The following is a 15,615-nucleotide window of genomic DNA, read 5'->3' as shown; positions in this document are numbered from 1 at the left end:
CGGGCGCGCAAGAGGGGCGCGGCAGCGGTGTGCCGCGCCCCTCGGGGCGTCGCTAGCGGGGGTCGCCCAGCAGGTGCCGCATCGACCGCTTGACCAGGTCCGTACGCGCGGCCTGGTCGCTCAGGCTCTCCACGCCGAAGCCCAGATAGACGGTGTCCGCGGTGACGATGCCGCCGCCCTCCTCGAAGACCTGGTCGGTGCGGAACCAGTTGTTGATCGAGGGGGCCGAGCCGGCCGGCGGCGCGGCGACGGCCCAGCCGCCGAGGTCGGACTCGAAGGACGTGTCACCGGCCGCCGCGCCGTCCAGGGTGACCTTGGCGTCGTCGAGGAAGACGCCCGCGCCCTGGGTGGACCAGTCGCTGACGTAGGAGATCGACAGCTCGACCCGCTTGCCCGCGTACGGGGTCAGGTCCACCTTCCACTGCTGCCAGCCGCCGGAGTTGCCCGAGGCGGCGTGCCACGCGCCGGAGGACCCGGTCGGCTCGCAGGCCGCGCCCTGGTAGTGCCGGGTGAACGGATGGATCACCCGCCAGCCGCCGCTGTTCTCGGCCTTGCAGCTCTCGCCGGTGCTCTGCGAGGTGTGGCCGTTGACGTCGGGGAGGGTGGTCCAGTCGTCGGCGCCCGCGGTGTGCGCCTCGACCGTCAGGAAGTCCCAGTCGGCCTCGGTGTCGTAGGAGGTCCAGAACGACAGGTCGCCGGAGCTCCTGCCGGTCAGGTCCACGGTCGTGGTCAGCCGTTTCCAGGAGACGTCGGCGATGCCGCTGTAGACGTCCCAGGAGCCGGTGTGGGGGTCGAAGGGGCCGCCGGGGCGTACCCACTTGACCTGGGCCGAGCTCGCGAACAGCGGGAACTGCGCCGGGGGCAGGATGGCCGAGATGGCCACGAACGAGTTGGTGTGGCTGGGCTGCAGCGTGCCGGCGAAGCCCTCGAACGCGCCGCCGTTGCCCTTCAGCGCGAACGGCTGCCCGCTCGCCTGGTCGGCGCCCCCGTCGTCGAAGAAGACGTAGGCGCCCAGCCAGTACTGCTGGAAGTCGTTGAACACCTGGATGCACGGCGGGTCGTCGGGGACCGTGCACTCGGGGTGGCCGGGCTGGTCGGGCTCGTAGTAGTACGCGCCGTTGTTGTTGGCCGCGTACGAGGGGTACTTGCCGGCGTGCAGCAGCTTGCCGCCCTCGTTCAGGTAGTCGCGCACCGCCAGCTCGGTGTCCACGCCGCCCTTCGACGTGGTGCCGGCGACCTGCCCGGGGGAGCGGGGGATGACGTCGTCGCCGGTCTCCCAGACCACCGCCTTGTAGTGGCTGAGCACGCCGAGCGGGTGCGGGGCCCGGCGGCCCATCTTGTCCATGTCGTAGACGTCGGTCGGGTAGCCGGCGTCCTGGAGCGCCTTGACGTAGTCGGCGGCGTACTTGGCCTGGGTCCCGCCCTGGGCCGGGCTGAGGCCGGTGACGTCCTCGGTGGCCAGCACGAGCACCTTGCCGCCGATGTCGTCCTGCACGGTGTAGGTGAACTCGCCGCTCTTCCTGCCGATCGCGCTGAACCAGACCTTGACCTTGTCGCCCGGCCGGGTGCCGGTGATCGTGCCGCGCAGCCGGTGGTAGTAGCGGTCGTAGCCCTTGCCGTACCGCTCGCCGCCCTTCCACTCGCCGGTCGGCGCGATCCTCGTCCGGCCGCCGTTGACCTGGTAGTTGAGCAGGACGGGGCCGATCCTCCGCTTGGCGGTGACCTGGACGGCCTGGTCGGTGCCGTAGCTGAACTCGAACGGGTCGAGCACGAAGTCGGGCGTCCTGTTGCCCAGGTGGCTGACCGGCTCGGCCGGGTCGGCCGCGGACCTGGCGACGTCGAGCGCGAACGGCAGGTTCTTCTCGAACTCCGCCTGCACGGCCGCCTCGTCGTCGGGGAAGACGAACCCGCAGCCGTCGCAGCCCTCGTCGAGCTCCGGCGTCCAGGACAGGGTGCCGTACCTGGCGTGGGCGTGGTCGTTGGTGTCGCCGTTCGTGGTGTAGAGCTCCGCGCCGAGGTCGGGGTCGAACCCGGGGACGGCCGGGGCGTCGTCGTCGCCGGTCAGGGCCTCGTAGATCGGGTTGTCGGCGGTCTTCGTGGCGATCTGGAACCCGCTGGGGTAGAGCAGCAGCGGGCCGTAGGAGTGGTAGTTCAGGTTCATCTCGAACCTGACCCGGTTGAGCAGGCCGTCCATGGCCCTGGTCTCCGGCTCGCTGGCCGGGCCGGTCCCGCGGAAGGTCTCGCTGCTCGGGATGCTCGACGAGCCCTCCTCGTCGTAGCGGAAGTTCGTGGGGAAGTTGCGGTTCGGGTCCACGCCGTCGCCGTTGGTGATCTTCCCGTCGCCGTCGTTGTCGCGCAGGTTCTTGCGCCACAGGCGGTTGCCCTCGGTGAAAGTGAAGTCGTAGCCGTCGGGGTTGGCCACCGGCACGAACCACAGCTCGGTCCGGTTGAGCAGGTCCCGCAGCGCCGACCTGTTGGCGATCACGTACTTCAGCAGCCGCATGTCCACCTCGGCGGCGATCCACTCGCGGGCGTGCTGGGTGGCCGAGTACAGCGTGGCGGGTTTGAGCCCGTCGGGCAGCAGCCGGGCGCCCGTGGAGACCTTGACGGCGAGGATGTCCTGGCCCTTGAGCGTCCTGCCGATGGACTGCAGCTTCACGATGTCCCTGTTGGCGTTCGCGATCGCCCTGAGCTGGTCGGCGATGCCGCCCCGCTCGGAGTACGACCGCCACACGGTGTAGCCGCCGGCCGCCTGGGCCTTGGCGGCCTGGAGGTTGCTCTGTCCCTGCGGGTTGCGCACCGGCTCGGGCCGCAGGCCGAGCTTGGCCAGCCCGGCAAGGTCGGCCTGGGCGGCGGTCAGCTCGACGTGCTCCTTGTCGCCGCCGTTCTCGTGCTGGACGACGTCGAAGCCCTTCTCCCGCAGGAGCTGGGCGGTGCCCGGCTTGCCGTCCACCTGGTAGAGGTCGATGCGGTCGCCGGGCGGCAGCGGATCGACCGACGCCTCGGCGGTGAGGGGGACGAGGGAGGTGCCCAGGCCGAGGAGCACGGCCGCGGCGATGGTCATGATTCGAGACACGATCTGCCCCTTCGCAGAGACGAGTTCGATCGCCATCTCAGACCGGGATCAAGCCCTCCACAAGGCCCAATCTTTTAGATCTTCCTTATTTCCGACAAAGGACTATGTACCTCGCCAAAGGTGCGTCAGTTGGCTGGTTCGGATGACAGCCATCAAGATCATCTTCTATAGTTTCGGTCCGTCTATGCGAGGAGGGGACGGGTGTGAGGATCTGGCGGCTCGCCGCGGTCTTCGTCGTCCTCTCCGGGCTGCTCGGGCTCGCCTCCCCGCAGCCGGCGTCGGCCGATCCCAACATCGACGAGCTGCGCAGACTCACCAAACAGGCGTCCCGGCTCAACGACCTCTACCGCGGCCAGATCCAGAGCCTGGAGGAGATCAGGATCCAGGCCAAGAACGCCACCGACACCTCCGGCGACCTGGCGGCGCGGCTGGCCGCGGCCCAGGCCGGCGTGGCCGAGATCGCGCGCCAGACGTACGTCAACGGCCCCCTCGACGGCATGCAGCTGTTCGGCTTCAGCGTCGACCCGGCCATCGCGCTCGGGCAGGCGGCGAACATGTCGTACATGGCCGCCGAGCGGACCGAGCGCGTCCAGAGCATCCAGAAGCTCATCGCGAAGTCCAAAGAGGCCAAGCTCAACGCCAACGACAAGATCAACAAGCTGAAGAAGGAGATCAGGACCCTTCAGGGCAAGCGGCGCGAGATCGAGCGCCTGCTCGCCAAGTACGGCTTCCAGCAGCCCGGCGGCGCCGAGGGCCTGACCCCGCGCATGATCGCGGTACGCGCCGAGATCATGCAGAACTTCCCGATGAAGTACGGCGTGGGCTGCCTGCGCCCCGGCGACCCCGGCGAGCACGGCAAGGGCCGGGCCTGCGACTTCATGATGTCCCGCGGCGGCACCATGGCCTCCGGGGCCGACGCCGACCGCGGGGACGCCCTGGCCGAATGGCTCATCAAGAACGGCGCGCGGATCGGCGTCATGTACATCATCTGGAAGCAGCGCTACTACGACATCCGGTCAGGCGGAGGCTGGGACCCCATGTCCGACCGGGGCGGCGTGACCGCCAACCACTACGACCACGTTCACGTCTCGGTGTTCTGAGCGACCCGCTCCCGGTACCACGCGTAGGACGCCTTCGGGGTGCGGCGGCCCGTGGCGAAGTCCACGTGCACCAGGCCGAAGCGCTGGTGGTAGCCCTCGGCCCACTCGAAGTTGTCCAGCAGCGACCAGACGAAGTAGCCGCGCACGTCCACGCCCTCGGCCCGCGCGGCCATGACGGCGTCGATGTGGCCGCGCAGGTAGTCGATGCGGGCCTGGTCCTCGACCGTGCCCTGCGGGGTGAGCTCGTCGGGCTGGGAGCAGCCGTTCTCGGTGACGTGGATCGGCGGGAGCGCGCTGCCGTACCGGGCCTTGAGGCCGGTCAGGAGCTCGCGCAGGCCGTCGGGCACGACCGGCCAGCCGAACGCGGTCGTGGGATACCCCGTGACGCCGGTGTCGGTGAACGGGAGCACCTCGCCGGGCGGCGGGGCGGCGATCCGGGTGGGGTTGTAGTAGTTGATGCCGAGGGCGTCCAGGGGTGCGGAGATGGTCTCCAGGTCGCCGTCGCGGACGAAGTCGAGGTCGGCGGTGTAGGCCGAGAGGTCCGGATACCTCCCGAGCAGCACCGGGTCGTTGAACAGCCGGTTGTGCAGGACGTCGTAGGCGTCGGCGGCCTTGACGTCCGCCTCCTCCCGCGACGCGGGCCAGACCGGCGTGCAGTTGTTGGTGATGGCCACCTGGCGCGCGCCCGCCGCGCGCAGGGCCGCGACCGCCAGGCCGTGGCCGAGGAGCTGGTGGTGGGCGACGGGGAGGGCGTCGAGCAGCAGGGCCTGGCCGGGGGCGTGGATGCCCATGGCGTGGCCGAAGGCCATGTGCACGAACGGCTCGTTCAGGGTGATCCACAGCGGGATGCGGTCGGCCAGGCGCTCGGCGACGATCGCGGCGTAGTCGGCGAAGCGGCCGGCCGTGTCGCGGTCGGTCCAGCCGCCGCGGTCCTGGAGCGCCTGGGGCAGGTCCCAGTGGAAGAGCGTCGGCACGGGCTGGATGCCGGCCGCCAGCAGGCCGTCGGTGAGGTGTTCGTAGAAGTCGAGGCCCGCGGGGTTGACCTCGCCGGCGCCGAGCGGCTGCACCCGCGGCCAGGCGATGGAGAAGCGGTAGGCGTTCACGCCGAGGCCGGACATGAGGGCGACGTCCTCGCGCCAGCGGTGGTAGTGGTCGCAAGCCACGTCCCCGGTGTGGCCGTCCCTGGTCCGGCCGGGCTCGTGGGCGAAGGTGTCCCAGGTGGACGCGCCCCGGCCGTCCTCGGCCACCGCGCCCTCGATCTGGTAGGCGGCGGTCGCCGTACCCCATAAGAACATCTCGGCTCCTTTATGCGAGTATGGCTCATGTTAACGGACGGCAAAGTGGCCGGTCTGTACCTGCTGGTAATAAGCCAGGATGGGGAGCATGACGAGTACCTTGCGCCGCCGTCCCGCCCAGCGCCGGAGCGTGGAGCGGGTGGAGCGGATGCTCGACGAGTGCGCGCTCCTGCTCGACGAGGTGGGCTACGAGGCGTTGACCACGAAGGAGGTCGCGCGCCGCGCCGAGGTCCCCATCGGCACCTTCTACCAGTTCTTCCACGACAAGCAGGGCTTGGTGCGCGCTCTCGCGCTGCGCAACCTGGAGGCGTTCCTCCAGCGGGTCACCCAGCGCATCGCCGAGGCCGATCTCGGCCACTGGACCGACCTGGTCGACCTGGCCATCGACGAGTTCGTCGACATGAAGCGCACCACCCCCGGGTTCGCGGTGGTCGACTTCGGCGAGGTCCTGCCCACCCCGGGCGGGCCGCCGCTGGAGGGCACCAAACGCACGCTCGACAGCGCCCTCGACAACAACGTCATCGTGGCCGACCGGTTGCGCGCCCTCACCCTCGCCCTGCTCGACGCGCCCGCGGGCCCCGGGCTCGACCGGGCGCTCGTGGTGGCCGTCGAGGCCACCGACGCCGTGCTCAAGCTCGCCTTCCGGGCCGATCCCGGCGGCGACGCCGACCTGATCGCCGAGTGCAAGCAGCTCGTCCGCCGCTACCTCGCCGACCACCTGCCCTGATCCCCTAGGCGACGGCGTTCAGGCGGGCGCGCAGCTCGGCGTCCAGCTTGACGTCCGCCGCGCCGACGACCTCGTCGAGCTGGGCCGTCGTGGACACGCCGACCACGGGCACGTGACCGTCGGCCATCAGCCACGCCAGCACCACCTGGTTGGGCGTCGCGCCCAGCTCGCCGGCGACCTCGCGCAGCACGGCCAGGCGGCGGGCGGTGCCCGGGTGGTCGTAGATCTCCGGCATGGGCCGGTCGGCCCGCGTGTAGGCCCCCGCCATCAGCGTGTTGTAGGCCCACAGCGTCACGTCCGGCTCGGCGGCGACGTAGTCGAGGGCGTCGTCCGAGGCCGGCGTGTTCAGCGCGCCGAGCGTCTCGTGCAGCGGCGCCGAACGGTCCTCGATGTGCGACCAGTACAGGTCCACGTAGTCGGTCCGCAGCCTGCGCAGGCTGCCCTCGGCGGCCCGCGCGACGGCCGCCGCCGACAGGCCCTCGGCCGAGTCGAGGGTGCGGTCGCCGGGCACGCTCGGCCGGGCCCCGCCCTTGGTGCCGATGAAGATCCGGTCCCGGTTGCCGCGCGCGGCCAGCCAGGCGCCGATGGCCTCCTCGCTCTCGTCGCCGGTGCAGCCCTCGTTCCAGAAGGGGTAGTTGTCGGCGGTGTCCAGCATGGTGCCGCCGGCGTCCTGGAAGCGGTCGAGGATGGCGAAGGTCTCCCGCAGGCCGACGCCGGTGCCGAACGGGATGGTGCCGAGTGCGATGTTCATGGGGCAGACCCTCGGACCTGGAGCGCACTCCATGTCAGGTCGTTGACCTGGAGTGCGCTCCAGGTGAAAGACTGGGCCGCGTGAGCGTGTACACCCCCGCCGAGGTCGTCGAGGAGACCGGCTTCAGCCTCGACACCCTCCGCTACTACGAGAAGATCGGCCTGCTGGAGCGCGTGGAGCGCAACGCGGCCGGTCAGCGCAGGTTCAGCGAGGAGGACGTCGGCTGGCTCGGCATGATCCGCTGCCTGCGCGACACCGGCATGCCCATCGCCATGCTGCTGCGCTTCGCCGAGCTCGTCCGCGGCGGCGACGAGACGATCCCCGACCGCATCAGGCTCCTGGAGGAGCACGACCGGCAGGTCCAGGCCCAGATCGCCAACCTGGCCGAGCGCCAGAACTACATCCACCGCAAGATTTCCTACTACCGCAGCGTCCTGTAGCCCTGCCTTGGTGGTCCGGTTGTTAGACCAAGGACCATGGCGGGAACCAGGGCGAAGCAGATCGACGTCCCGCTGGGCCGCACGGCCGTGCTCTGCGCGGCCCTGCTGTTCGTCCTGCTGGCCCACATCACGGTCGTCCAGGCGTTCGGGACGCGGGGGCTCAACGCCGACCGCCGCAACGAGCGCTCGCTCATCGCCCGGTTCGCCCGTCCGCGCGGAGACATCCTGACCTACGACGGCGCGACCGTGGCCAGGAGCCGCCCGACGCCCGGCGGCGGCCCGTACCGGTTCCAGCGGGTCTACACCGACGGCGAGCTCTACGCCCCCGTGACCGGCTACCTGTCCCTCTACCGGTCCACGGGCGTGGAGGAGGCCGAGGACGGCGTCCTGTCCGGCGACGACGCCAAGGTCAAGGTGCGCTCGATGGTCAGCGACGGCGACGTGGCCGGCGCCGACGTGCGGCTGACCATCGGCCAGCGCACCCAGTGGGCCGCTTACCACGCCCTGGAGGCCGCCGGCGTGCCCGGCGCCGCCGTGGCCATCGACCCGGCCACCGGCGCGATCCTCGCCCTGGCCAGCTACCCGTCCTACGACCCCAACACGCTGGCCACCTTCGACCCCGCCCGGCTCGACGGCGCCCTCGACCGGCTGCGCGACGCCCCCGGCCGGCCCCTGCTGAACCGGGCGCTGGACCAGGTCTATCCGCCGGGGGCCACGTTCAAGGTGGTGACCACGGCCGCGGCGCTGGCCTCGGGCGAGTACACGCCCACCGCCCCCGTGGACGCCGTCGTCCGCCCGCGGCTGCCCGCCTCGCTCGCCGGCTCGTGCGGCAGGCCCCGGCCCACGCTGCTGCGCGCCTTCCAGACCTCGTGCGACACCGCGTTCGCGGGCATCGGGGTGCAGCTCGGCCAGGACAGCCTCAGGGACCAGGCCGAGGCGTTCGGGTTCGGCGACGGCGACCTGCGCGTGCCGATGGCCCCGGCGCCCAGCACGTACCCGCAGGGCATGGACCGGGCGCGGACCGCCCTGTCGGCCGTCGGCCGGGACCAGGACCGGGCGACGCCGCTGATGGTGGCGATGTTGTCGGCGGCCGTGGCCAACAACGGCGTGCTGATGCGGCCGTACCTGGTGGAGGAGGTGAGCCTGCCGGACGGCTCGCTGCTCGGCCAGGCGGGGCCGCAGCCGTACCGCACCACCATGACGACCGTCCAGGCCCGCTACCTGGCCGCGATGATGACCGCGGGGACGCACGCGGGCGGGCCGGGCGCGGCCGTCGCCGTCCCCGGGGTCGAGGTGGCCGCCAAGATCGCCGCGACGGGCGGCGAGCACGCGCTGGCCACGGCGTTCGCCCCGGCGACCGCCCCGGAGGTGGCGGTCGGCGTGGTGCTGGAGCACCCCGGCCCCCGGGCCGGCGCGGTGGCGCAGGTGGCCCGCGCGGTGCTGGAGGCCGCGCTGGCCTGACCGCGGGCCGCCGAGTTCGCCGCCGATTGAGTCTGGGCGCGAACGGTAGTTGATGCCACACTCACAGTGATGCTGCGAACCGCCGATTTCCGCAACCTGCCGGCCGAGCCCAACCTGTTCGTGGGCCGGGAGTCCGATCTCGATGAGCTGGCCCATCTCGGCCGCGTCTCGCGCGTGGTGACGCTGTGCGGCGCGGGGGGCATCGGCAAGACGCGCCTGGCCCTGCGCCTGGCCGCCAGGGTCGCCGCCGAGCACCCCGACGGCGTGTGGCTGGTCGAGCTGGCCGACGTGGAGAAGGGCGAGCTGCGGGAGCGGGTCAGCGCCGCGCTCGGCGTCGCCGAGGACCTGGCGGACACCATCGGCGGCCGCCGCGTGCTGCTCGTCCTGGACAACTGCGAGCCGGTGGTCGGCGAGTGCGCCGAGCTCTGCCGCGACCTGCTCGGCGCCTGCCCGCGGCTCACCGTGCTGGCCACCAGCCGCGAGCCGCTGCGGGTGCCGGGCGAGACGGTCTGGCGGGTGCCGCCGCTCTCGCTCGTCGGCGAGGAGAGCGAGGCCGTGCGCCTGTTCGTGACCAGGGCCGCCGCCGCGCGTCCTGGCTTCGAGCTGACCGAAGAGACGCTGCCGCTGGCGATCGAGCTGTGCCAGGCGCTCGACGGGCTGCCGCTGGCGATCGAGCTGGCCGCCGCCATGGTGCGGGTGTTGTCGGTCAGGCAGCTCGTCGAGCGGCTCGACGACCGGTTCAGGGTGCTGGCGGGCGGCGCCCGTACGGCCCACGCCAGGCACCGTACGCTGCGTGCCGCCGTCGACTGGAGCTACCGGCTGCTCAGCCCCCAGGAACGCCTGCTGCTGCGCCGCGTGGCGGCCTTCCGCTCCTGCTGGACGCTCGACCTGGCCGAAGCGGTGTGCGCCGGCTCCGGCCTGCCCGAGGAGGACGTGCTGCCGCGCCTGTGCGACCTGGTGGACAAGTCGCTGGTCGTGCTCGACGGCGAGGTCGCCGGCCAGGCCCGCTACCGGCTGCTGGAGACCGTCCGCGAATACGCGCTGGAGCGGCTCGCGGAGTCCGGCGAGGAGGCGGCGCTGCGCCGCGCGCACCTGGCCGCGCTCGCCGGGCTGGCCGGGCGGTTCAAGGACGTCCTCGCGCCGGGCACGCGCACGTCGTGGCCCGTGGTCGAGCGCTACGTCAACCTGTTCGACGGGCTCAAGGCCGAGGTGGGCGCGGCCTGCGACTGGGCCGTGGCGAGCGGGTCGCCGCAGACCGCCCTGCAACTGCTGACCGACGTGCGCTACCTGCTCATGGCCAGCGGGCGGCGGCTGGACATCGCCGAGCGGCTCGACCGGCTGCTCGCGCTCGACGCCCCCGACGTGCCCGAGGGCTTACGCGGGCAGGCGATGATCCTGCGCGGTGAGCTGGCGCTCGCGGCCGGCGAGACGGGGCTCGCGGCGCGGTGCGTACAGATCGGGCTGGCGCTGTGCGTCGACGCCCAGGACGCCTACGGCGAGGCCGTGGGCCTGATCATGCTGGCCCAGGCGACCGGCGACCAGGAGTCCCTGACCCCGGCCCTGGAGGCGGCGCGGCGGCGCGGCGACCCGATCCTGGAGTCGCTGGCCCAGGGCACCCGGGCCGACTTCGGCCTGCGGGCCGGCCGCCTGCACGAGGCGCGGCGCGCGTTCGAGGAGGTCCTGTCGCTGAGCGAACGGCTGGACAACCACCTCGGCCAGTCCTATGGGCACGTCGGCCTGGCCCAGATCGCCCGGCGCACCGGCGACCGGCCGGCCGCCCGGCGGCACTACGAGGCCGGCCTGCGCCTGCTGCGGCACATCGACGCCCGGCAGCAGATCGTGAGCTGCCTGGCCGGGCTCGGCCGCGTCGCGCTGGAGGAGGGCGACCTGGCCGAGGCCCGCGCGCGGCTCACCGAGGCGCTGGTGCTCAGCCGCGACGCGGGCCTGCGTGACAGCATCGCCCGGCGGCTGGCGGCCTGGGCGCGCCTGGTGGCGGCCGAGGGCGACGACCGGCGCGCGGTCCTGCTGGCCGCCGCCTCCCTGGGGCTGCGCGACCGCCGCCCCGACGCCCGCACCGAAGAGCTGCTGGCCCCCGTCCGCGACCGGCTGGGTGAGGCCGTGGTGGCGCTGCTGTGGGCCGAGGGCCTGGCGATGACGGCCGACCAGGCGGTCTCGTGCGCGCTCGGCGGCCCGTTGCCCGAGCTGCCGGCCGCGCCGGTCGCCCCGGCGGCCCAGGACAGCAGGCTGACGGCCAGGGAACGCGAGATCGCCGAGCTGGTGGCCCGCGGGCTGAGCAACCGGGCCATCGCCGACGAACTGGTGATCAGCCCGGCCACCGCCGCGCGGCACGTCGCCAACATCCTCGGCAAGCTGGGCTTCTCCACACGTACACAGATTGCCGCATGGGTGATCGGCGGACGCTGATCCCGGCGGGTTCTCTACACATCGCCGCCGCCCGCCGCTTACATCGTCGAATGGCCATGTCAGCGCATGTGCCGCCCCGGTCCGAACGCCTACCGTTCTGCGTGTGATCGACCGCGCTCCGCGCTTCCCGTCCTCGCGCCGGGGGCCGCGGTGGCCGATCGACCGAGGGACGTCACGCGTCCCGACGGAGCCGGGCCTTCTCGGAGGGGTGGGGGCCCGGTTCCAGGGCGCGTGACAGCGGGCTCGAGTCGCGCAGGGCTCGGGCCCGCCCACCTCGGCCCTGGGCTGGGGAAATGCACACCGCTCTACATAGATCGGTGGATGCGGCCGGCGCGCGGGCGACCGTACGTTGACGGGCATGACGCCGTCCGCCTCGTCCTCCGGCACCGTGATCCACGAGGTGTTCCGCCGGGCCTACGAGCGGGGCGAGCGGCCGGCGCTCATCGATCTGCGCGGCGGCCACGTCTACGGCTACCGCACCCTGGTGACCGAGGTGACCAGGGCGGCGTCCGGGCTGGTGCGCAGGGGAGCGCGCCGCGACCAGGTGGTGGGGGTGCACGTCCCCACGACCGGCACCCAGACGGTGGCCCTGCACACCGTGCTGGCGGCGGGCGGGGTGGCCGCGCCGATCGGTCCGGGGCTCGGCGTCGAGGAGGTGGCGGCGCTGCTGCGCGAGTGCGACGCCCGCATGCTGATCACCACCCCCGACCTGGCGGAGACGGCGATCGCGGCGGCCGACGGCTCCCGCGTGCGCCAGGTGGTCTCGCTCGGCCCGGCGCTCGACACGATCGACTTCCGCGGCCTGCTGGTGCTGGAGCCCACCGCGCTGCCCGCCCTCGACGCCAAGCGCCAGGACGCGCTGGCGCTGCCCGGCGGTGCCCGGCTCACCCATGCCGACCTGCTGGCCAGGATGGCCGAGCTCGACGTGCCCGTCGGCCTGAGGGAGTCCGACGTCGTGCTGTGCACGTGGCCGCCCGGCGCCGGCGCCGACCTGCCCGCCCTGGTCGGCCTGGCCGTGTCCAAGGGCGCGCTGGTCGTGGCCGCGGGCCCCGGTGACCTGCCCGGATCCGGCTACGACGCGGGCGTCACCGTGCTCACCGGGCCGGCCGGCACGCTGGAGCGCGTGGGCTGAGTATGCGGACCTGTTACCTGCTCCGCCCTTGACGTCGGCGCGCGCGAAGTGGGTTGATAGCCGTTGTTGACAACGTTGTCAAAGGTCACCAACTTCGGGGGATCGCGAAGGGAATGGTGTGCGATGCGACGGTGGTTAGCGGCCGTCTCGATCACGATGGCGGGCGTTCTGGGCCTGGCGGGCTGCGGCGGAGGCAGCGGCGGCCAGACTGCTGAGCCGGGTTCGTCGAGCGGCGGCAAGCAGCAGGTGGAGGTCTTCTCCTGGTGGACGGGCCCCGGTGAGGCCGACGGCCTCGCGGCGATGAAGAAGATATTCGAGGACAAGAACCCGAACTACACGTTCTTCGACGCCGCCGTGGCGGGCGGCTCGGGTGACAAGGCCAAGGCGTTGTTGCAGTCGAAGTTGCAGGCCGGCACGCCGCCCGACACGTTCCAGGGGCACGCCGGCGCCGAGTTGCAGGGCTACATCAAGGCGGGCAACCTGGAGGACCTGACGTTCCTGTACGACGAGCTGAAGCTCAAGGACGTCTTCCCCGCCCAGCTCGTCGAGCAGATCAGCGTCCAGGGCAAGATCTACTCGGTGCCGGTCAACATCCACCGGTCCAACGTCCTGTGGTTCAACCCCAAGGTGCTCAAGGACGCCGGCATCGCGGCCGCGCCCAAGACGATCGAGGAGTTCATCGCCGACCTGGAGAAGGTCAAGGCCAAGGGCAAGATCCCGATCTCCGTCGGCTCGGAGTGGACCGCCACCCACCTGCTGGAGAACGTGCTGCTCGGCTCGCTCGGCACCGACGCCTACAACGCGCTGTTCAAGCCGGGCGCCGACTGGAGCGGCCCGCAGATGACGAAGGCGCTGGAGAACTACGCCAAGATCATGTCGTACGCGGGCGACCCGCAGGACGACTGGCAGCCCGCCGCCAAGCAGGTGGCCGACGGCGAGGCGGCGTTCAACATCATGGGCGACTGGGCCTACGGCTACTTCCACAACCCGCCGGAGGGCGGCCTCGGCAAGACGTCCAAGACGGACTTCGACTGGGCGCCCGCGCCCGGCACCGCGGGCACCTACATGTGGCTGTCGGACAGCTTCACGCTGCCCAAGGGCGCCAAGAACCGGGACGGGGCCGTCGCCTGGCTGAAGGTCGCGGCGAGCAAGGAGGGCCAGGACGCCTTCAACCCCAAGAAGGGCTCCATCCCCGCCCGCAAGGACGCCGACCAGTCGCTCTACACCGACTACCTGGCCGACGCGCTGAAGGACTGGTCGGGCGACAAGCTGGCCGGCTCCATCCAGCACGGCGTCTCGGTGAGCCAGCCGTGGCTGGCCTCGATCAACGAGGCGGTCGGGCTGTTCATCGGCAGCAAGGACGTCAAGGGCCTGCAGCAGGGCCTGGCCGACGCGGCCAAGGCCAACGCTCAGTGACGCATGCGGGTACGGCGGGAGGCTCCCGCCGTACCCGCGCGAAGGGAAACGGTTGTGAGGCGGGCACGCACCTGGCTGCCCGGACTCCTCCTCGTCGCGCCGTCGATCGTGGCGATCGGCGTGTTCGTGTACGGCATGCTGGGCTGGAACTTCCGCCTGGCCATGACGGACCAGCACGATGAGGTGTCCGAGGGCACGTTCGTGGGGCTGAAGAACTTCGTCGACATCTGGGACCAGGCGCGCTGGCGTCTGTCGGTCGACCACGCGATCGTGTTCACGATCGCGTTCGTGGCGGGGGCGCTGGTGCTGGGCTGGTTCCTGGCGTTCCTCATGGAGAAGGGGATCTGGGGGGAGGGCACGTTCCGGGCGATCTACCTGTTCCCGATGGCCGTGTCGTTCGTCGCGACCGGCATCGTGTGGCGGTGGCTGATGAACTCGGGGACGGGCGAGCGGGCGGTCGGCCTGAACCGGCTGTTCGACGCGATCGGGCTGCCGCAGTGGCAGTGGTTCAGGGATCCGGACTGGGGGATGGCCGCGATGGCGCTCCCAGCGATCTGGCAGATGTCCGGATATGTCATGGCGTTGTTCCTGGCGGGCTTCCGCGGCGTCCCCGAGGAGCTGCGCGAGGCCGCGCGGGTGGACGGCGCCGGCGAGTGGGGCGTCTACCGGCACGTGGTGCTGCCCATGCTCAGGCCGGTCACCCTGTCGGCGCTGATCATCCTGGGACACATCTCGCTCAAGGTCTTCGACCTCATCGTGGCGGTGTCCGGCAAGCAGATCATCACCGACGTGCCCGCGGTGTTCATGTGGGTGGCGGTCTACGACTCGCACGACCCGGCGAAGGGGGCCACGATCGCCTCGTACATCGTGCTCAGCGTGGCGGTCTTCGTGATCCCGTACCTGATCTGGTCGGTGCGCAAGGAGCGCAGGCCATGACGGCCGTCGCGGCCCGGCGCAGGACCGGGTTCGGCATCGTGCGGTTCTGCCTGCTGCTCGCCCTGGTGGTCGTCGTCCTCGTCCCGATCTACGTGCTGCTGGCCACCAGCTTCAAGCCGCTCACCGAGGCCGACCCCGGCCAGGCGTGGAACCTGCCGCGGACGTGGACCACCGAGGCGTGGCGGGTGGCCTGGGAGAAGCTGGCCCCCGGTCTGTGGAACAGCGTGCTGCTGGCCGTCCCCGGCTCGTTGCTGTCGTGCGCGTTCGGGTCGATGAACGGTTACGTGCTGTCCAAATGGCGCTTCCCCGGCGCGGACGTGCTGTTCACGCTGTTCCTGTTCGGCATGTTCATCCCCTACCAGGGCGTGATGATCCCGCTGGTCAAGCTCATGGTCTGGCTGAACGAGCAGACCGGGCTGCAGGGCGTCTTCTACGGCGGCATCCCGGGCCTGGTGCTCGCGCACGTCGTGTACGGCATCCCGATCTGCACGCTGATCTTCCGCAACTACTACGTCACGATCCCCGACGAGCTGATCGAGGCCTCGCGGGTGGACGGCGCGGGGATGCTGCGCGCGTACTGGTCGGTCGTGCTGCCGGTGTCGTGGCCGGCGATCGCGGTGGTGATCATCTGGCAGTTCACCTCCCTGTGGAACGACTTCCTGTTCGCCGTCTTCATCACCGGCCCGCAGAGCTGGCCGACCACCGTCATGCTCAACAACATCGCCGGGGCCCAGGCCACCCCCTACAGCCAGCAGATGGCCGCGGCCGTCCTGGCCTCGATCCCGACCATGCTGATCTACGTGCTGCTCGGCCGGTTCTTCATGCGCGGCCTGATGGCGGGCGCGCTGAAGGGCTGA

12 protein-coding genes are annotated in these 15,615 nt (G+C 71.6%); 9 read left to right on the top strand and 3 right to left on the bottom strand.

Going from position 1 to position 15,615, the window contains the following annotated elements; genetic code table 11:
- Nucleotides 1–52: 52 nt before the first annotated feature.
- Complete coding sequence (locus tag ACWEJ6_RS01135) at nt 53–3,076, bottom strand: M14 family zinc carboxypeptidase (protein WP_452420447.1); 3,024 nt, start codon at nt 3,074–3,076, stop codon at nt 53–55.
- A 203-nt stretch (nt 3,077–3,279) separates the two neighbouring features.
- On the opposite strand from ACWEJ6_RS01135, the gene ACWEJ6_RS01130 reads away from it, so the two are divergent.
- A complete protein-coding gene (locus tag ACWEJ6_RS01130) occupies nt 3,280–4,176 on the top strand; it encodes a coiled-coil domain-containing protein (RefSeq protein WP_452420445.1) in 897 nt (298 codons plus the stop codon).
- Here ACWEJ6_RS01130 and ACWEJ6_RS01125 read toward each other — a convergent pair.
- Nucleotides 4,158–5,471, bottom strand: coding sequence for a GH1 family beta-glucosidase (locus ACWEJ6_RS01125; RefSeq protein WP_452420443.1), 1,314 nt, complete (start codon nt 5,469–5,471; stop codon nt 4,158–4,160). The genes ACWEJ6_RS01130 and ACWEJ6_RS01125 overlap by 19 nt on opposite strands.
- A gap of 88 nt (nt 5,472–5,559) precedes the next feature.
- Between ACWEJ6_RS01125 and ACWEJ6_RS01120 the strand changes: the two genes are divergently transcribed.
- Nucleotides 5,560–6,198, top strand: a complete 639-nt coding sequence (locus ACWEJ6_RS01120) for a TetR family transcriptional regulator (protein ID WP_387670949.1) — start codon at nt 5,560–5,562, stop codon at nt 6,196–6,198.
- Between the two features lie 4 nt (nt 6,199–6,202).
- Here ACWEJ6_RS01120 and ACWEJ6_RS01115 read toward each other — a convergent pair whose 3' ends face one another.
- Nucleotides 6,203–6,949: an aldo/keto reductase gene (locus ACWEJ6_RS01115; protein ID WP_452420441.1), complete on the bottom strand. Its 747-nt coding sequence runs from the start codon at nt 6,947–6,949 to the stop codon at nt 6,203–6,205.
- A gap of 80 nt (nt 6,950–7,029) precedes the next feature.
- Between ACWEJ6_RS01115 and ACWEJ6_RS01110 the strand changes: the two genes are divergently transcribed.
- The 7 genes from ACWEJ6_RS01110 (at nt 7,030) to ACWEJ6_RS01080 (ending at nt 15,615) form a co-directional block, all read left to right on the top strand.
- Nucleotides 7,030–7,389 carry a MerR family transcriptional regulator gene (locus ACWEJ6_RS01110; RefSeq protein ID WP_397164667.1) on the top strand — a complete coding sequence of 120 codons (360 nt, stop codon included), beginning with the start codon at nt 7,030–7,032 and terminating at the stop codon, nt 7,387–7,389.
- A 36-nt stretch (nt 7,390–7,425) separates the two neighbouring features.
- Complete coding sequence (locus ACWEJ6_RS01105) at nt 7,426–8,850, top strand: penicillin-binding transpeptidase domain-containing protein (RefSeq protein ID WP_452420439.1); 1,425 nt, start codon at nt 7,426–7,428, stop codon at nt 8,848–8,850.
- A gap of 69 nt (nt 8,851–8,919) precedes the next feature.
- Entirely contained in the window at nt 8,920–11,274 is a 2,355-nt protein-coding gene (locus ACWEJ6_RS01100; RefSeq protein ID WP_452420437.1) for an ATP-binding protein, read from the top strand.
- Between the two features lie 358 nt (nt 11,275–11,632).
- Nucleotides 11,633–12,406: an AMP-binding protein gene (locus ACWEJ6_RS01095; protein ID WP_452420435.1), complete on the top strand. Its 774-nt coding sequence runs from the start codon at nt 11,633–11,635 to the stop codon at nt 12,404–12,406.
- A 123-nt stretch (nt 12,407–12,529) separates the two neighbouring features.
- Complete coding sequence (locus ACWEJ6_RS01090) at nt 12,530–13,822, top strand: ABC transporter substrate-binding protein (protein ID WP_452420433.1); 1,293 nt, start codon at nt 12,530–12,532, stop codon at nt 13,820–13,822.
- Between the two features lie 54 nt (nt 13,823–13,876).
- On the top strand, nt 13,877–14,758 hold the full coding sequence (locus ACWEJ6_RS01085) for a carbohydrate ABC transporter permease (protein WP_357972963.1): 882 nt from the start codon (nt 13,877–13,879) through the stop codon (nt 14,756–14,758).
- Entirely contained in the window at nt 14,755–15,615 is an 861-nt protein-coding gene (locus ACWEJ6_RS01080; protein WP_352323956.1) for a carbohydrate ABC transporter permease, read from the top strand. The genes ACWEJ6_RS01085 and ACWEJ6_RS01080 overlap by 4 nt, the downstream gene beginning before the upstream one ends.

It is taken from the genome of Nonomuraea sp. NPDC004702, assembly GCF_053601695.1.
Note: the sequence above shows the minus strand (reverse complement) of the source record. Positions and strands in the feature narration are given on the sequence as shown.